A 19,437-nucleotide genomic window follows, 5' to 3' on the forward strand; every position below is an offset into this window, starting at 1 on the left:
TATAGTTGGTTGTTTTTTTTATAAAACTTGAATGATTAAGCTTTAACAACACATTCAGACAAGATATTATGATTGACTCCATCTTGGTATTTCATGTATCTAAATCCTTCATGAATACAATAAGCACCAGTTTCTCCTGCTTTATTAATAGCTATATAGGCGACCTGAAAATCTTTGTAGTTAGGATTTTTGGAGGTTACGCGTCGTACAGCTTCTTCGCAAGCTTGTTGTGGATGCATTCCGTTTCGCATTAATTCGACAATTAAAAAACTACCCACAGTTTTCATGATTTCTTCACCTAATCCAGTTGCTGCTGCACCACCTATAGCATTGTCAATAAATAATCCCGAACCAATAATAGGTGAATCACCAACACGACCTTTCATTTTATACGATAACCCAGAAGAGGTGCAAGCTCCTGCTATATCACCATCTTTATCCAAGCACAACATACCAATAGTATCGTGATTTTCGATATTGATAATGGGTTTGTATTCTGGAGATTTTTTCCAAGTTTCCCATGCTTTTTTAGAGTCTTCTGTAAGTAATTGCTCTTTTTTAAATCCTTGGGTATAGGCAAATTCTTCTGCACCTTGACCTGCAAGCATCACATGAGGCGTTTCAGTCATGACCTGTTTAGCTAAAGCAGCCACATGAGTAATGTTTTCTGCACATACCACTGCGCCACAATCTCCTGTACTATCCATGACACAAGCATCAAGTGTGACGTTACCAGCTCTGTCTGGTGTTCCGCCTTTACCAACGGTTGTGTTTTTTAGGTTTTCTTCTTCTACAGAAACTCCTGCAATTGCTGCATCTAAAGCATTTTTACCGTTTTCTAGTGCTTGTCCTGCTTTGGCATTAGCATCAACAAAAGCCCAAGTACAAATGGCAATGGGTGATTTTAAAGGGGTTTTCATAGTATTGCTTTTTGTTTCTGGTGTTGAAGAGCTTTTTGGGTTATTGTCACAATTTAAGGCAGAACTTCCTACAGCTAGACCTAGTCCTGAAATCGATGCGTTTTTTATGAATGTCCTTCTTTTCATTAAAACTAATTAATAGGTTACGCCTTGTTTGTCAAGCACTGTTTTAGTTCTGAACGCATAAAATAGTAAATATCCAAAGCATAACACTGCTATTAAATAAGAGGGTTGAATTCCGAAAATATCAGCTAATTTACCCTGTAAAGGCGGAATAATAGCACCACCTAAAATCATCATAATTAAAAAGGCAGACCCTTGTGAAGTGTATTTACCTAATCCTGCAATACTTAAAGTAAAAATACAAGGCCACATGATAGAGCAGAATAAACCACCAGACAAGAAAGCAAAAAGTGCCACATTACCTGTAGTTAATAACCCTATTGCCATAGCGATAACGCCTAATAAACTGAAAATTTTTAATGTCTTAACTGGGTTGTCTTTTGCTAAAAAGAAACCTCCAATTTGAACTGCCACACAAATAGCAAAAAACAGAATTTGATTAGCAGAATATTTTCCAAAATTAACTAGTAAAATCACTCCAAAAGCCACGTAAGGCACAATAATTAACAGCCATTTTTTTAGTCCTTTACTTGGGTTAAATACGGTTATGGCGCCTACCCAACGACCAATCATTAATCCTCCCCAATATAGCGAGATAAAAGGTGCGATTTGGGCATCGTTAAGCGTAGGTAAACCTAACGCATTTAGATTCGTCCCATCTACAGCTTGTTTAAGTAATTCGCCTAAATTACTACCAACAGTAACTTCTACACCAACATAGGTGAATATGGCTAGCATCCCTAAAACCAATTGTGGATATTTCATGGCTCCCCAACCTTCTGGTTTTTTGGACGAACTTGAATACGCAAACAATAGGCAGCCAACAACAGCAACTAATGCTATGATTAAAAATGTTAATCGTTTGTTTTCTAATGCTTCTGTTACAACTTCACCACCTGTGTAAGTGCTAAAAATATACCCAAAACAACCAGCAATAATAATAGTTAATACAATGAGACTATTTTTGGCTTTATTGGCTGGTTCAAAAGCAGTTTCCGATTTTAATGCTGGTAATTTTTTTGAAAAATGAAACAGTGCAGCAGCTAATAAAAACAAGACACCAACACCTAAATAGAGCATTTGGACTGTTGTTAATTTAATGTCGTTATTTTTAATCATAAGCGCTAATTCCTCACTAGATAAAGGTGCAGATCCAAAGATGATAAAAGCAACTACAATAGGTCCTATGGTGGTCCCAAAAGAGTTGATTCCACCAGCTAAATTTAAACGATGCGATCCTGTTTTAGGATCACCTAAAGCAATTGCAAATGGGTTAGCGGTTGTTTGTTGTAACGAAAACCCTAATCCAACAATAAATAAAGCGACTAAAACCAAATAAAACACACTGGTTTGTCCTTGTTCTGCTCCAGCTGTTGCTGGATACATCACAAACGCACCAACTGCAGACAGTAATAATCCATAGACAATCCCGTTTTTATAACCCCAAGCATTTAAGATGTCTTTTTTTAATCCACTAGAGATAATAAACAATAAAAGCGCACCAATATAATAGGCGCCATAAAATGCAAAATCTACTAATTGCGATTGAAATTGATCTATATTAAAATACGTTTTACAAAACGGAATAAAGACTCCGTTTGAGGCAGCTATAAATCCCCAAAAGAAAAAGACTGTGACTAAGGTAGTTAAAGCAGATCTGTTGTTTTGATTGTTCATTTAGTTAGTTTTTTGTTGTCCTAAATATAGTTATAATTGTTATTTGATTGTGATTTCGTCCACAAAAAGCCAGCTTCTTCCATCATGTATATAACCTAAATGCCATTTTGGAAGTTGACCTAATTTGTTAGCTTTTAGTTTTATATAGCGAGTCTTCCAACTTGGTGGTAGTTTAAAAAGATAATTTTGTATCAATACTTCTTCTGATTGTTTTGTGTTATTGACGTTGTATTTTCCTAGCGAATTAAAGTCTATGTTATTATCGGAAACAAGAATTTCTACAGTTGATGGTAAAAATATCCAGCTTCTTTGATCTTGAAGAAAATTGACACTTATAGAATCTGTACTTTTTTTACTTCCTAAATCTACTAGTGCGACCAAATCTGTATCAAAATACCCTTGCCAAGTTCCGGTTCTAAAATCTTTTGTTCCGTAAATGCCATCAATTAACGCGTTATTTCCGCCTCCATTGTATTGATTTGCATAGTCGGTTTCTAGTTGTATTGAAATATTTGGATCTATTTTATAGAATTGTGTTTCGATAATTGCACTTTTAATTCCGTTTTTTTCTGAATATGTTGAAAGTGAAATAGCTTTATCTATCGTAATAGGATTATCATATAATTTAAAGCCACCTTTATAACCCAATCTGTAATATATTGAAGCATCCTTATCTGCATTTTTCAGAACGACTTCAGTGTCGCCTTTAAAAGCCACTTCACCATTTGCAATAAATGGAGCAGGAGTGATTAGATGTTCTTTAATTTCGCTTTTTGGTGTTTCATTATTTTTAGTTGCCCAATCTGTTGGTTGGTTAGTCATTTTAAAATGAAGTGTTCCACCATTGATAATGTCTGAATGATTGATAAAAGACTGATTAAACGGATTGCCATTTAATTCTGCGGAAGCGATATAAATATTTTTAGAGCTTAAATTTTCTGTAGAGACAGTAAACTGTTTTCCGTTTTCTAAATTAAAGGTTGCTTTTTCAAAAAGTGGTGCCCCAATAATATATTGATTACTTCCTGGTGTGACTGGGTAAAATCCAATGGAGCTAAAAATATACCAAGCACTCATTTGACCACAATCTTCGTTGCCTGAAATTCCGTCTGGTGTGTTTGAGTATAATTCGGTTACAATTTGGTGGACTTTCTCCTGAGTTTTATGAGGTTTGTTTACAAAATTATAGAGATAAGCCATGTGATGACTAGGCTCATTACCATGAGCATATTGACCAATTAAACCACTAATGTCTGCTTGATGACGTCCTGAGGTTTCCGCTTTAGCGACAAACAATGTATCTAAATTAGCTTCTAATTTATCTTTTCCGCCTAATAGATTAATAAATCCACTAATGTCTTGCGGAACGTAATTACTGTATTGCCAAGCATTAGCTTCGGTGTAATTAAAATTAACTTCGTAAGGATCAAAAGGTGAAAACCAGGTGTTTCTAAAACGACCTCTCATAAACTGTGTGTCTGGGTCAAAAACGTTTTTGTAATACTGTGCTCTTTCAGAAAACGTTTTATAATCTTCAGTTTTATTTAGGCTTTTAGCCATTTGTGAAATGGTCCAATCATCATAAGCATATTCTAGTGTTTTTGATACCGATTCGCTTTCTTCTTCAACAGGAATAAAACCCAAAGCTTTATAACTTTTTAAACCTAATTTATCTCTTGTAGCACTATGTTTCATAGCTTCAAAAGCTTTTTCGACGTCATAACCTTTTATACCTTTTAAATAGGCATCTGCAATAACTGGCACTGCATGATACCCAATCATACAACCTGTATAATTAGCACTTAAATCCCAAATGGGCATAATACCACCTTCGTTATATTTGGCAATAAAGGTGTTGATAAAATCGTTGGTTTTGTCTTGTTCAATAATAGTGTAGAGTGGATGTGTTGCGCGATAGGTATCCCAAAGCGAAAACACAGTGTAATAATCAAAATCTTTAGTTTGATGAATTTCCATATCCATACCACGATATCTACCATCGACATCTTGATATAGATTTGGTGCTAATGCAACGTGATACATGGAGGTGTAAAAGTTGGTTTTATAATCTTCGTTATCACTTTCTACGACTATTTTTTCGAGTTGTTTTTCCCAGAGGTCTTGTGCTGATTTTTTGACTGCGTCAAAAGATTGTTCTCCTATTTCTTCTTTTAAGTTTTTTCTTGCACCTTCAATATCTACTGCGCTAATCCCGATTTTAATATAAACAGGTTCGTTATTAGGGTTTTGAAATTGCAAGGCTATTTTTTTTGCGCCTTTCAGACCTTTTTTAGGTGGCGATTGCAAAACATCTTTAAAAGTATGTGATGTTTTTATAACAAAAAACAAGCGTTGGTCTTTTGCCCAAGCATCAGAAAATCGGTAACCAACTATTTCAGTATCAGAAATCTTTTCAAATTTAGCATCTAACACCTTATCACGATGAACTAAATCTACAATTGCAAATTGATTATCTGAGGATGGATATACGTATTTGTGTATTCCACTTCGTTTTGAGACTGTCAATTCTACTTCAATATTTGTACTGTCTAATGTTACTTTGTAGTAGCCAGGTTCTGCAATTTCATTGTCATGAGAAAAATGGGCACGATAGCCTGCTTTACCATCAGCGCCATTATTAATAACTTGTGTATTGGTTGGCATGATTAATACATCACCATAATCGGATACACCAGTTCCGCTTAAATGCGTGTGCGAAAACCCATAAATGTAATTATCACTGTAATGATAGCCAGAACAACCATCCCAACCCTCTAAGCGAGTATCTGGACTAAGTTGCATCATACCAAAAGGTAAGGTTGCTCCAGGATAGGTGTGTCCATGTCCACCAGTACCTATAAATGGGTTAACGTAAGATGTTAAAGGCTTGTCTTTTGAAGCAGGACTATTGTCGGTTTGTTTTTTGCATGAAAATAGACTTAGTAAAACAACAACAAAAACAAGTGGATTTAATTTCATTTTAGAGTAACATTTAAATCACAATGTAGTAAAAAAGAATAGTAAATTAACAACTTCAAGCATTTTAACGTTTAACATTATAATAAGATAATTCATTGTAATAATGGTTAATTTTGTGTGTTAAAAACTTGTTATGACGCGATTAATTATTTTGGCAATTTTATACTTGGTGTTTGCTGTTTATGGCTTTCAAGCTATTAAGACAGCTTTTAAATCTGTTTGGATACACTATGTTTTTATTGCTATAGCAGTTTTGGTTGCTGCAAATTTAATTTATCAGTTCTCTACACCATCAGAGGGACGTGTAGTCTCTGGAAGCAGAAGTTATGCAATTGGTTTTTTGTTATCGTTTATGGCATTAAACTTAGTGATTGTTCCCATACTTATTGGTGAAGATATCATACGATTTTTTATGAGTTTATACGATAAGTATTTTATTACTAAAGAATCTTTTTACTTGCCTTCAAGACGAAAATTTATCAGTCAAGTTGCATTAGGTTTGGCAGCAATTCCGTTTACTTCATTGTTATACGGAATGTATAAAGGACGTTACAATTACAAAGTTTTAAATTACACTTTACATTTTGAAGATTTGCCAGATGCTTTTGATGGGTATCGTATCACACATATTAGCGATATACACTCTGGGAGTTTTGACAATAAAGAAATGATTAATTATGCGGTAGATTTAGTAAATAAACAACAAAGCGATGTTATATTATTTACAGGTGATTTAGTAAATAATAAAGCTTCAGAAATGTATGCTTGGAAAGACACCTTTTCTAAGTTAACAGCTCAGGATGGTGTGTTTTCAGTATTAGGAAATCATGATTATGGAGATTATGTGGATTGGGTTTCTAAAAAGGATAAGGATAGCAATTTTGAGGAATTGTTAACTATTCAAAAAGAGATAGGGTTTGATGTATTATTAAATGAAAACAGATACATTGAAAAAAATGGCGAACGACTTGCAATAGTTGGTGTAGAAAATTGGGGAAAAGGTGGATTTAAAAAAGCTGGTGATTTAAAAAAAGCTAGTCAAGATATAGATGCTAACGATTTTAAAATTTTATTATCTCATGACCCTTCCCATTGGGCAGAAAAAGTTATTGATGACAACTATCATTACCATTTAACGTTAAGTGGTCACACACATGGTATGCAATTTGGGATAGAAATACCAGGATGGGTTAAATGGAGTCCAGCTAAATGGCGTTACAAACACTGGGCTGGTATCTATCAAGAAAAAGGACAGTACATTAACGTTAACAGAGGATTTGGGTATTTAGCGTATCCAGGTCGTGTTGGAATTTGGCCTGAAATAACGGTTATAGAGCTTAAAAAAGGCTCGCAAATTGCTTAATTTCAACTAAATGTTATATTTTAGTAACTAGTTTGAACTAAACTGATATCAAATGTCAAAATTTGGAGAATTAATAGATGTAGACATTCCAGTACTTCTAGACTTTTTTACAGAGTGGAATGAACCATCTAAAGCCATGCATGCTGTGTTACGTGATGTAGCTGCTGCGCTTGGTGATAAAGCTAAGGTGATTAAGATAGATGTTGAAAAAAACCAAGAACTATCTGAGGCTTTAAGAGTTAAAGGATTGCCAACCTTAATTATCTATAAAAATGGCGAAATGAAATGGCGCCAAAGCGGAGAGCAAGACGCTAATACCTTAATACAAATTATAGAGCAATTTGTTTAAAGCGCTTTAAATTGATACCCTTGTTGGCTAAAGTGCTCTAACACTTTAGGCAATACAAACTGCATGTTTTTTGAAGCTTTTATACTGTCATGAAACACAACAATACTTCCAGGTGTAGTATGTTTTAAGACGTTTTTCAAGCATTTTTCAGGAGAAAGTTTTTGTTCCCAATCGTAAGAAATCACTGTCCACATTACAATCTCATATCCTTTTTTTATCAGAATTTTTGCTTGATTACGTTTGATTTTCCCAAAAGGTGGGCGGAATAGATATTTGTTTATAGATCTGGGATTTTTGATTTTAGAATCAATAAGAGATTGTGTTTTATCTGTATTTTCTATATATGTTTTAGTGTCTGTTTTCCAACCTTTTAAATGGTTAAAAGTGTGATTGCCTATTGTATGTTGGTCATTTACAATTGCATTAAAGATGTCTGGATGTTTTTCAATATTGTGACCTATACAAAAAAACGTAGCTTTTGCTTGGTATTGTTTTAAAATGTCTAAGGTCCATTGAGTTATTTCAGGCGTTGGGCCATCATCAAAGGTTAGATAAATGGTCTTAGATGACGACGCCTTTTTCCAAGTGTATTTTGAAAAAAGGCGCTGTATAATTCTAGGTGTTTTTACTGGAAAAACAAGCATCTATAGTTTATTAATTTAAAACAGTATCCAACTGTTTTATTAGGTCTTTATCTGTTGGCATTGGTTCTGGTTCTGGCTCTGGGTCGCTTCCCATATAATGCTTAAACAATTCTAGATAGTTAGTAAACGTCATAGATTCGTCTTTTGCAAATTCTTCATCATAATCGACTAAGACATCTACTAATGCTTTGTAACGTTCTATATCTGTTAAAATTTCAGTAAAATTTTTGTCCTGATTGTCTCGAGTTAACGTACTGTAGTATTTTAAGTTTTCTTGATATTTAGTTGCTACGTCTTTAAACAATTGTCTTGCTTTATCTTTTTTACCAACTTCATAGTATGCACTTATGTATGGCTCAAGTAAAGTATAATGCCCAAACTTGTCAACTGGCATGTTTTTCATAGCAATGTCTGCTATTTCTTCAGCTTTTTCTAATTGATTTTCGTTAATTAAGTTTTCAATTAATCGTGCTAAGTTTCCTCTGTAGGTAATCGAGTTTCGTCTAGTTTCAGGGTCGTGGTAAATGTCTTCACTTCCACTATTTCCCCAATCCCAATTTACGACTTTATTATACATAAACTCGGTATCGATTCTTCCCATATCAAAAGGATTAGCTCTTGCTACTGGAGTTTTAATTGGCACTAATTTGTAGACCATACCATCTAATTGTAAATAATCTTTCATCCAGATGTAATCATCATTTCCAAAAGCACCACCTGTAAAGTATATAGGTCGTTTCCAATTGTTGTTGGCAACAATATCTAACATTAATAACCTATTTTTATAAATAGCATTATCTGAAATGTTGATGTATAAAGTGTCTTCTATTAAATCAGCATCTTTAGGTTTTACAATACCATGTTTTAAAACAGCGTCTTTATCTACTGGTATTTTAATGTTTTCTACAGGAAAGTAATTAGAGTTTAAAAACTGTTGAGGGTAATCCTCAAAGTTTTCTCCTTCTTGTTGTAACGCATATTTTAATTTTGTTTTAGGGTCATCACTGGTTACAAAATTCATGAACGTTTTAATGTCTAGTGTATCGCTAAATCTTAAACGTTTCATTATATAATCTCGTGTTCCGTGTTTGTATTTATCATGAGATAAAGAAGACGGAATAGGGTCGCTTTTGTAAGCTTTACGCTTCATTTGGTCAATGTACCAATCGGTTTGAAATAAACTAGTATTCACCACGCGCACATCTGTACGATAGTTTTCAATTTCTTGAGCATACCATAAGGCAAAGGTATCGTTATCTCCAATAGAGAATAAAATACCGTTTTCTCCACAGGAATCAAGATATTTTTTAGCCATAGCTAATGCTGTGTATTTTCCAGATCGATCATGGTCATCCCAGTTTTGAGCAGCCATAATAACAGGTACTAGTAATAGGCAGACAGCTGTAACTGCAGGAGCTAAAACTTTTGTGGAAGTGTACTTTTTTAGAAAGTCAAAAATCGCATACACACCCAATCCAATCCAGAGTGCAAATACATAAAACGATCCAACTACAGAATAGTCACGTTCTCTTGGCTCAAATGGTCTGACGTTAGTATAAACTTGAATGGCTAATCCTGTAAAGAGGAAAAAGACTAAGGTGACCCAAAACAGTTTTTTATCTCTGTTAAACAGGAAAAATAGACCTATTAATCCTAAGATTAGCGGAAGGAAATAATAAGTGTTTCGACCTTTATTTTGGGCAACATCACTAGGTAGATTATCCTGCGACTGACCCAAATGCCACTCGTCTATAAATTTAACACCACTAATCCAGTTACCATGTTGGTCGTAACGACCTTGTAAATCGTCTTGACGACCCACAAAATTCCACATAAAATAACGCCAATACATATAACCTAATTGATACTCAAAAAGGTAAGAGATATTATCTGCTAAAGAAGGTTTTTTGATGTTTACAAATTGCCCAAACTGTTTTAAAAAGTTGTGGTAATCTTCATAGTCTATACGTCCACTTGCAACATCACTTTTAAAGTCTATCATAGACTGTACTAAACGTTGTTCTCCTTGATATTCTGGCTTGAGGTTAAATTCTAAAAACCCAGTAAATAACATGTAGTTTTCAGCATTTTCGCCACTCCACATTCTTGGTAAAATGGCAGCTTGCTCAGAATTATAATTCTGTTTTGCACGTTTGTAGTTGTTAACTATAATGTATTTTCCTGAAGCTTCATCTTTTTCATATTTAGGCTTATCATCTACATAAGGTTCGTTTTCGTCTAGACCAGTGTATTGATCTGTAAATAATGGTCCATAAAACAAGTGGGTTTCAGGATATTGCTCTAAGTTATAATAGGCTAATAATTCTCTTGCACTAGATGGATTATTTTCATTAATAACTACGTTAGCATTGGCGCGTATTGGTAACATTAACCACGTAGAAGACCCTATTAACACAAATAATAAGCAAAGAATACCAGTATTTAAATGATGTAATTGTTTTGCTCTGGTGTATTTTAATCCAAAATAAAACGCTGCAGCTAATAAAATAGCAGCTATAATAGACCCAGAATTAAACGGTAAACCTATTTGATTTACAAAAAACAGCTCCAACGCACTAAAGTAACGTAATACGTTAGGAAACATTAATTTGAAAACAAACAATAAAACAGCTACAGCAATAAGGTTGATTTTAGCAAAGTCTAAATTTTCTAAAATAAACTGTTTAACAGTAAAGTCTTCATTTTGCTTGATTAAAGTGTAAAATCCTAACCCAATTATTACTAGTAATACTAAAAGTAATAATAACGAAGAGGTATCTGTAAAAGGGGAAGATGAGGTAATTTCAATTAATACAAAAAGAATTAAGAAAATAGAAAGCACAAAAAGTAAAAACGAATGTAAAAAATGAGCTTTTAAATTAAAGTGATTTTTAAAATAGTAAATCAATCCAATAGCTGGAATGGTTAATAATCCCATAAAGTGAATCCCAAAAGATAAACCTACTACAAAAGCAATTAAAATTAACCAGCGATTACCTCTTGGATTGTGCATGTCTTTTTCCCAGCGTAACCCTAAATAAAACATGACGGTCATTATTAGAGTCGCCATAGCATAAACTTCAGTTTCTACTGCATTAAACCAAAACGAATCTGAGAAAGCAAACGCTAAACTACCCACAAATGCACTACCTAAAATAGCTATTTGTTGACCTTTTGAAAGAGTTTCTGGTTGACCAACTATTTTTTTTAGTAATAAAACAATTGTCCAAAACATAAATAAAATAGCAAATGCACTGGATACTGCACTCATCATATTCATAACAAATCCTATTTGCGAAGGGTCTAATGCAAATACAGAAAATACAGCACCTAGCATCTGAAACAAAGGGGCTCCTGGTGGATGTCCAACTTGTAATTTAGAGGAGGTTAAAATATATTCTCCTGCATCCCAATAACTTACAGTGGGTTCTACGGTAAGTGTATAAGTAATTAAAGCAATTAAAAAAGCGAACCAACTTAAAATTAAGTTCCATTTTTTAAAGTTAAAAGACATCATAAAGTATCAGTTTGTTATGTGTTGGCGAATTTAGTAATTATATTGTAATGGTCACGGTTTTTAAGTTAACGTTAAGTTTTAAATCATATTTTATTAAAAAAATGTTTGCTTGAATAAATATTTGTTTTAAATTTGCGTCCTCATTACGAGATTGGCCTATGGTGTAACTGGTAACACGTTGGTTTTTGGTACCAAAGAGTCTAGGTTCGAAACCTAGTGGGCCAACAAATACCAAAAAAATCCTAACTATAATTTTAGTTAGGATTTTTCTTTTTAAAAAACATTGGGTTGAGAAGTTTAAGCTGAGTGCAGTCGAAGTAAAACCTAGTGGACCAACAAAAAAAGCTTCCTTTTAAAGGAAGCCTTTTTATTTTATGTAATTATTTGGATTATATTTTAAAAGTAATGACTGGTCTTTTGGCATGATTAACTAAATCTTCACTTATGCTTCCGTTAAAAAAATGGGCAATTCCTTGTCTTCCATGAGTGCTAATTCCAATTAAATCGGCATCTACAATTCTGGAAAAGTTTAAAATACCTTTTTCTACGGTTTCGTCATTGTAAATATTTAATGTGTAATTATCAAATGGGCTGTTTTCAATAAACTCCATCATTCTAACTTTAGAAGCAGCAGTGGTTGTAAAATTACTAGGCGTGTTCACATTTAACAAATGGATTTTAGCTTCAAATAATTCAGCTAATTTAACAGCTTGAAGGTAGGTTTCTTTATTATCGTTATTAAAATCGGATGCAAACACAAATTCTTTAATGTCAAAATGCTCATGTTCGTTTTTTATAACTAAAACAGGAGTGTTTGAAGTACGGACAATTTTCTCTGTTGTAGATCCAATAAATAATTCTTTTAAGCCTTCAGCGCCATGAGAGCCCATAACTATTAAATCTACATCATATTTTTTGCAGGTCTCCAGAATTCCGGTAGAAATTTCGTTAAAATCAACAGTTTCATAAACAGTAAGCCCTTTTAAATAGTCTTTTTCCATAACTGTTTCAAATTCTTTATGTGCTAGTTTCATAAAGTAGACAGCTTCTGGTAAATCTGCTGGCATTCCACCTGCGTTTAATTGATTAAATGGCAGCTCTAACATATGCAGAAGTATGATTTCGCAGTCATGTTTTCTAGCTAATTGAGCAGCAACTTTAACCGCATTTTCTGCCTCTTTAGAAAAGTCAGTAGGTACAAGTAGTTTTTTCATAAATGAAGATAGTTAGTTAATAAAGAACTTATTATAAAGTTAGTAATAAAAATTGACTTTTAAAAAGTTATGAAAATCAATAAAATTATGTATATTTGCAGCGTTGTAAGAGAAAAACGAAAATTGAGGGGACCTAAAGTCCCCTCTTTTTATACTTTAAAATGTTTATAGAACAAGTAAAATCTTTATTAGAAGAAGCACTAGCAGAGCGACAAGATTTATTTTTGATAGATTTTAGCGTCACAAACGATAATGCTATCAAAATTATAATTGATGGTGATCAAGGCGTAAAAGTTGAAGATTGCATTTTTATTAGTCGTGCTATAGAGCATAATATGGATAGAGAAGAGCATGATTTTGCTTTAGAAGTTATGTCAGCTGGAGCTGCTGCACCATTGACATTACCTAGACAATATCCAAAACATGTTGGACGTATTTTAGAGGTTAAAACAGCAACACAAAAAATAGAAGGTAATTTAACTGCTGCTAATAGCGAAGAGTTTACTTTAGAGTGGAAAGCTAGAGAACCAAAACCTGTTGGTAAAGGTAAAGTTACTGTAAATAAAAAAGAAAATATTGCCTACAAAGATGTTGTAGAAGCAAAAGTTATTATAAAATTTTAATTCAAGTAGAGTTATGGAAAATATAGCGTTAATTGAATCTTTTTCAGAGTTCAAAGACGACAAGTTAATAGATCGTGTCACCTTAATGGCTATTTTAGAAGATGTTTTTAGAAATGCTTTAAAGAAAAAATTTGGAGATGATGATAATTTTGATATTATTATAAACCCAGATAAAGGAGATTTAGAGATTTGGAGAAACCGTGTTGTTGTTGCAGATGGAGAGGTTGAAGAACCAAACCAAGAAATATCATTATCCGAAGCAAGAAAAATAGAACCAGATTTTGAGGTTGGAGAAGATGTGTCTGAAGAAGTTAAATTAATAGATTTAGGTCGTCGTGCTATTTTAGCATTACGCCAAAACTTAATTTCAAAAATTCACGAGCACGATAACACAAATATTTTCAAGCAGTTTAAAGAGCTTGAAGGCGATTTATATACTGCAGAAGTACATCACATACGTCACAGAGCGGTTATTTTGTTAGATGATGAAGGTAACGAGATTATTTTACCAAAAGACAAGCAGATTCCTTCAGATTTTTTCAGAAAAGGAGATAACGTTAGAGGTATTATTGATAGTGTAGAGCTTAAAGGAAACAAGCCAGCAATTATTATGTCACGTACATCACCTAAGTTTTTAGAAAAACTTTTTGAATCTGAAATTCCAGAAGTGTTTGATGGTTTAATTACCATTAAAAATGTGGTGCGTATTCCAGGTGAAAAAGCTAAAGTAGCAGTAGATTCTTATGATGATAGAATTGACCCAGTTGGAGCTTGTGTAGGTATGAAAGGATCTCGTATACATGGAATCGTACGTGAGTTAGGTAATGAAAACATAGATGTTATTAATTACACCAATAACTTACAGTTATACATCACCAGAGCATTAAGTCCTGCAAGAGTTACATCAATTAAGATTGATGAAGAAAACAAACGTGCAGAAGCTATACTGAAGCCAGAAGAGGTTAGTAAAGCAATTGGTAGAGGAGGTCACAATATTAGATTAGCAGGTCAATTAACCGGTTACGAGATAGATGTGTTAAGAGAAGGTGCAGAAGAAGATGTAGAATTAAGAGAATTCTCTGATGAAATCGAAGAATGGATCATCTCAGAATTTAGCAAAGCAGGTCTAGATACAGCTAAGAGTATTTTAGAGCAAGACGTAGCAGATTTAGTTAAAAGAACTGACTTAGAAGAAGAAACAATTTTAGATGTTATTAGAATTCTTAAGGAAGAATTCGAAGATTAACATATATTTGAGAAAAAAAAGAAAAGGTTAAAGGCAATTTATGGCTGAAACAATTAGATTAAATAAGGTATTACGTGAGCTTAACATCTCTCTTGATCGCGCTGTAGAATTTTTAGATTCTAAGGGTGTCGAGATTGAGAAGCGACCGACTACCAAAATTTCAGAAGAAACTTACAAAATTCTTTCAGACGAGTTTGAAACTGATGCGAACAAAAAAATGGCGTCGCAAGAGGTTAATGAAGCTAAGAATAAAGAAAAAGAAGAGTTGCGTATTAAACGCGAAAAAGAGCTAGAAGAAAAGCAAAAAGCAGAAGACGCTGCAAAAGCTGCTCAGCTTAAAAAAGATCAAGAAGTTATTAAAGCTTCTAAATCACTCTCTGGACCAAAAAAAGTTGGTAAAATCGACTTAGATACCGACAAAAAAGCAGTCAAAAAGGAAGAGAAAGTTGTTGAAGCTAAACCAAAAGCTGATAAACCTGAAGAAACTACTAAAGCTAAAGAAACACCTAAAGCCAAGGATAAGCCAAAGGTAAAACCTGCAGCTAAAAAAGAAGTTGTTGTTGAAGCAGAATCTGACGAACCAGTAGAAGAAACGCTAAAAACACAATACACCAAGCTTTCAGGACCAAAAATTGCTGGAGATAAAATTGATTTATCTCAATTTAAAAAGCCTAAAAAGAAAAAAGAAGATCCTAAAAAAGACGATAACGCAAACAAAAAGAAGCGTCGTCGTATCTCTAAACCAGGTGATAATAGAAATACTTCAGGTCCTTCAAGAGGAAACGATAGATTTAAAGGTAAAAAACCAGGAGGGCGTAAAAGTCCTGTAATCAAGGAGGAGCCAAGCGAGGAAGAAGTACAAAGACAAGTACGTGAAACCTTAGAAAAGCTTCAAGGAAAATCGTCTAAAGGTAAAGGAGCAAAATATAGAAGAGAAAAAAGAGATCAGCATAGAGAGCAGTCAGAAATCGATCAACAAATCGAAGCTGCAGAAAGTAAAATCTTAAAGGTTACAGAGTTTGTTACAGCAAACGAGGTAGCAACCATGATGGATGTTCCAGTGACGCAGATTATCTCTGCATGTATGTCATTAGGAATGATGGTAACCATGAATCAAAGATTAGATGCTGAAACCTTAGCGATTGTAGCTGAAGAATTTGGGTACAAAACAGAATTTGTTACTGCAGATATAGAAGAATCTATTGAAGAAGTTGTTGACAAACCAGAAGATTTAGTAACTCGTGCTCCAATCGTAACCGTAATGGGTCACGTAGATCATGGTAAAACCTCTTTATTAGATTACATCCGTAAAGAAAATGTAATTGCAGGAGAGTCAGGAGGAATCACTCAGCATATTGGTGCTTATGGTGTAACTTTAGATAACGGTCAGAAAATAGCATTTTTAGATACTCCAGGTCACGAAGCCTTTACAGCAATGCGTGCTCGTGGTGCTCAAGTTACAGATATTGCTATTATTGTAGCAGCTGCGGATGACGATATCATGCCTCAAACCAAAGAAGCTATTTCTCACGCACAAGCAGCAGGAGTTCCTATTGTTTTTGCAATTAACAAAATAGATAAACCGGACGCTAATCCAGAAAAGATTAAAGAAGGTTTAGCACAAATGAATTTACTTGTAGAAGATTGGGGAGGAAAAATCCAATCGCATGATATTTCTGCAAAGGTAGGTACAGGTGTTAAAGAATTATTAGAAAAAGTATTACTTGAAGCCGAATTATTAGAGCTTAAAGCCAATCCAAAAAAACCAGCAGTAGGAACAGTAGTGGAAGCCTTTTTAGATAAAGGTAGAGGTTATGTGTCTACAGTCTTAGTGCAAGCAGGAACACTACGTATTGGTGATTATGTTTTAGCAGGTAAAAACAGTGGTAAAGTAAAAGCTATGCATGATGAGCGTGGACATGATATTGAAGAAGCTGGACCATCAACACCAGTTTCAATATTAGGTTTAGATGGTGCGCCTCAAGCTGGTGATAAATTTAATGTATTTGCTGACGAGCGTGAAGCTAAGCAAATAGCAACAAAACGAACTCAATTACAACGTGAGCAGGATGTTAGAACAACAAAAACATTAACACTTGCAGAAATTGGACGTCGTATTGCTTTAGGAACATTTAAAGAATTAAATATCATCCTTAAAGGTGATGTGGATGGATCGGTTGAAGCTTTAACAGATTCTTTCCAAAAGCTATCTACTGAAGAAATTCAGGTAAATATCCTTCATAAAGGGGTTGGTGCCATTACAGAAAGTGATGTGTTATTGGCAACTGCATCAGATGCTATTATTATTGGGTTTAATGTACGTCCTGTTGGAAACGCCAGAACAATTGCAGATAGAGAAGAGGTAGATATCAGAACCTACTCAATTATCTATGATGCTATCAACGATCTTAAAGATGCAATGGAAGGTATGTTATCTCCAGAGGTTAAAGAAGAAGTTACTGGTACAGCAGAAATTAGAGAAGTATTTAAAGTATCTAAAGTAGGTACTATTGCAGGTTGTATGGTCATGAATGGTAAAATATTCAGAAACTCTCAAATTCGTTTAATTAGAGATGGTGTTGTGACATATACAGGTGAATTAGCGTCATTAAAACGTTTTAAAGATGACGTTAAAGAAGTATCTAAAGGATACGATTGTGGTATGCAGATTAAAAATTACAACGACATTGCAATTGGTGATGTTATTGAAGCATTCCATGAGGTAGAAGTCAAGAAAAAACTGAAATAATACTCAGTTTAATATATTAAAAAAGCGATTCATTAATTTTGAATCGCTTTTTTTTGTATCGTTATTTTAAGTAATATTTTATTCTTTCTTCGGTTTAAAAATAAAAGCATCTCCAAACTTGCGTTGTACAGCTACTAAAGCACGATCGGCTTCTAGTCTGGTTCTAAAACTACCCACCCAAACTTTGTAATTTGGCGAGTCAAAAACTAACTGAGAGCGCCATTGTCCAACAGAACTGTCAAACTTAGATTTTGTACTTTCAGCAGTAGCTAAATTACCAGAATAAACTTGTATTTTATAACGATCGCTATTTTTTTCGTCGCTATTCATATCCTTCTTAATGGCTAATAATTTATCAATTGCAGGATCTTCATTTATTACTACAGTTCCTTGCTGTGCGTAACTAAACACTGATAAAAATAGTGTTGCAAATAGCGTTATAAATAAGGTTTTAGTTTGTAATGTTTTCATTTTAAGTGGTATTTAATGCAAATGTAAAAGTATTAAACTTAAAAGTGACTAATTTTATTATTTAGAATTTCTCTAAATTAGCAATTAAGACTTCTTTAAGATTTCTAAAATGGACTTTAAGTATTACTTTTGCATAACGTTTTTTTATGCTGTATTTTCGTGATGTAGATGAAAAAACCATACCAAAGTTTAGAAGTAAATTCAATTTATAATATGAAACAGGTGATTCACCGTAAGTTAAGCAGCAACAATCTTGGTTTAAGCTTAATTTTTTTACTAACATTCTCAATCTCACTTTTCGCTCAAGAAGGCGATCCCGTTGTTGGAAAATCTTTATTTAATGCTAACTGTATTGCTTGTCATAAATTAGACAAGAAAATGACAGGTCCTGCACTGCGTAATGTAGAAGCACGTTTAGCAGAAGAGGAAGGTCTTGACAGAGAATGGCTGTATAAATGGATTAAGAATAGTGCAGGAATGATTAAATCTGGTGATGCTTACGCTAACAAGATTTATAAAGAGTACAACGGAGCAGCCATGAGTGCGTTTCCAACGTTGACTAATGCAGATATTGATAATATTTTAGCATATACTGCTACTGAAGCTCCTGCTCCAGTTCCTGTTGAAACTAATGTAACAGGTGGAGGTGCAACGTCAACAGGTGGCGGAATTTCAAACAAATTATTACTAGGTGCTTTAGGCCTTTTATTTGCTTTATTAGCAGGAGCGTTATACTTAGTAAATCAAACATTGCGTCGTTTTGCAGATGCTAAAGGTGTGGCTTTACCAGAAGTAACAAAACGTACACCTATCTGGAAAGCATTTGTTCAAAACCAATTTTTAGTATTTGTTACCGTAATTGCTTTAATGTTAGCAAGTGCGTACTTTGTATATGGATACTTTATGCAAGTAGGTGTTGATCAAGGGTACGAGCCAGTTCAACCTATACATTACTCGCACAGAATTCACGCAGGTGACAATGGTATAGACTGTAAATACTGTCACTCTTCTGCAAGAGTTAGTAAACATTCAGGGATACCGTCTTTAAATGTGTGTATGAACTGTCACAAATCAATTTACGAAGTAGCTCCTGAAACTCAACAAGAAGGGTTAGCAGAATACGGAGTAGATTATAATGCTGAAATCAAAAAACTTTACAAAGCAGTAGGTTGGGATGATGCAGAGCAAAAGTACACAGGTGAAACGTCTCCTGTAAAATGGATTAGAATTCACAACTTACCAGACTTTGCATATTTTAATCACTCACAACACGTTGTTGTTGGAGGTATAGAGTGTCAAACATGTCATGGACCTGTTGAAGAGATGGAGATTATGTACCAACATGCGCCATTAACCATGGGTTGGTGTATTAATTGTCACAGAGAAACTAACGTAAAAGTTAAGGATAACGCATACTACACTAAAATACATGAACAGCTAGCAAAAAAGTACGGAAAAGAAGACTTTACTGCAGCTCAAATGGGAGGTTTAGAATGTGGTAAGTGTCATTACTAAAAAAGTATCACACTAAGCATAGTCTAAGTGTAGTTTAAATTAATAAA

General features: G+C 33.9%; 13 protein-coding genes and 1 tRNA gene. 7 read left to right on the top strand and 7 right to left on the bottom strand.

All coding sequences use genetic code 11. The features are described 5' to 3' along the window. Nucleotides 1-35: 35 nt before the first annotated feature. Genes LY08_RS02300 through LY08_RS02310 form a run of 3 tightly spaced genes read right to left on the bottom strand, consistent with a single transcriptional unit; the run spans nucleotide 36 to nucleotide 5,699 of the window. Complete coding sequence (locus LY08_RS02300) at nucleotides 36-1,046, bottom strand: N(4)-(beta-N-acetylglucosaminyl)-L-asparaginase (RefSeq protein WP_111658817.1); 1,011 nt, start codon at nucleotides 1,044-1,046, stop codon at nucleotides 36-38. Between the two features lie 9 nt (nucleotides 1,047-1,055). Then, nucleotides 1,056-2,720: an MFS transporter gene (locus LY08_RS02305; protein ID WP_111658818.1), complete on the bottom strand. Its 1,665-nt coding sequence runs from the start codon at nucleotides 2,718-2,720 to the stop codon at nucleotides 1,056-1,058. A gap of 39 nt (nucleotides 2,721-2,759) precedes the next feature. Then, nucleotides 2,760-5,699 (bottom strand): GH92 family glycosyl hydrolase, encoded by a 2,940-nt coding sequence (locus tag LY08_RS02310; RefSeq protein ID WP_111658819.1) that lies wholly within the window; start codon nucleotides 5,697-5,699, stop codon nucleotides 2,760-2,762. A gap of 133 nt (nucleotides 5,700-5,832) precedes the next feature. Here LY08_RS02310 and LY08_RS02315 point away from each other — a divergent pair, with 133 nt between their 5' ends. Next, nucleotides 5,833-7,062, top strand: coding sequence for a metallophosphoesterase (locus tag LY08_RS02315; protein WP_111658820.1), 1,230 nt, complete (start codon nucleotides 5,833-5,835; stop codon nucleotides 7,060-7,062). A gap of 52 nt (nucleotides 7,063-7,114) precedes the next feature. Continuing rightward, entirely contained in the window at nucleotides 7,115-7,411 is a 297-nt protein-coding gene (locus LY08_RS02320; RefSeq protein ID WP_111658821.1) for a thioredoxin family protein, read from the top strand. On the opposite strand, the gene LY08_RS02325 is transcribed toward LY08_RS02320, so the two are convergent. Further along, nucleotides 7,408-8,055: a polysaccharide deacetylase family protein gene (locus LY08_RS02325; protein WP_111658822.1), complete on the bottom strand. Its 648-nt coding sequence runs from the start codon at nucleotides 8,053-8,055 to the stop codon at nucleotides 7,408-7,410. The genes LY08_RS02320 and LY08_RS02325 overlap by 4 nt on opposite strands. A gap of 10 nt (nucleotides 8,056-8,065) precedes the next feature. Next, nucleotides 8,066-11,572, bottom strand: a complete 3,507-nt coding sequence (locus LY08_RS02330) for a glycosyltransferase family 117 protein (protein ID WP_245907537.1) — start codon at nucleotides 11,570-11,572, stop codon at nucleotides 8,066-8,068. A gap of 152 nt (nucleotides 11,573-11,724) precedes the next feature. On the opposite strand from LY08_RS02330, the gene LY08_RS02340 reads away from it, so the two are divergent. After that, nucleotides 11,725-11,797: transfer RNA gene (locus LY08_RS02340), tRNA-Gln, on the top strand. Nucleotides 11,798-11,961: 164 nt separating this feature from the next. Here LY08_RS02340 and LY08_RS02345 read toward each other — a convergent pair. Further along, nucleotides 11,962-12,786, bottom strand: coding sequence for a universal stress protein (locus LY08_RS02345; protein WP_111658823.1), 825 nt, complete (start codon nucleotides 12,784-12,786; stop codon nucleotides 11,962-11,964). A gap of 161 nt (nucleotides 12,787-12,947) precedes the next feature. Here LY08_RS02345 and rimP point away from each other — a divergent pair, with 161 nt between their 5' ends. Genes rimP through infB form a run of 3 tightly spaced genes read left to right on the top strand, consistent with a single transcriptional unit; the run spans nucleotide 12,948 to nucleotide 17,404 of the window. Beyond that, on the top strand, nucleotides 12,948-13,409 hold the full coding sequence (rimP, locus tag LY08_RS02350; RefSeq protein WP_111658824.1) for a ribosome assembly cofactor RimP: 462 nt from the start codon (nucleotides 12,948-12,950) through the stop codon (nucleotides 13,407-13,409). A gap of 13 nt (nucleotides 13,410-13,422) precedes the next feature. Further along, complete coding sequence (gene nusA, locus LY08_RS02355) at nucleotides 13,423-14,655, top strand: transcription termination factor NusA (RefSeq protein WP_111658825.1); 1,233 nt, start codon at nucleotides 13,423-13,425, stop codon at nucleotides 14,653-14,655. 40 nt (nucleotides 14,656-14,695) lie between these two features. Further along, a complete protein-coding gene (gene infB / locus LY08_RS02360) occupies nucleotides 14,696-17,404 on the top strand; it encodes a translation initiation factor IF-2 (RefSeq protein ID WP_111658826.1) in 2,709 nt (902 codons plus the stop codon). A gap of 78 nt (nucleotides 17,405-17,482) precedes the next feature. Here the strand turns inward: infB and LY08_RS02365 are convergent, their stop codons facing one another. After that, complete coding sequence (locus LY08_RS02365) at nucleotides 17,483-17,875, bottom strand: SPOR domain-containing protein (protein ID WP_111658827.1); 393 nt, start codon at nucleotides 17,873-17,875, stop codon at nucleotides 17,483-17,485. Nucleotides 17,876-18,088: 213 nt separating this feature from the next. Between LY08_RS02365 and LY08_RS02370 the strand changes: the two genes are divergently transcribed. After that, a complete protein-coding gene (locus LY08_RS02370) occupies nucleotides 18,089-19,390 on the top strand; it encodes a c-type cytochrome (protein WP_111658890.1) in 1,302 nt (433 codons plus the stop codon). Nucleotides 19,391-19,437: the final 47 nt, after the last annotated feature.

Origin of the sequence: Olleya aquimaris, assembly GCF_003259525.1 — a bacterium.
GTDB lineage: Bacteria > Bacteroidota > Bacteroidia > Flavobacteriales > Flavobacteriaceae > Olleya > Olleya aquimaris.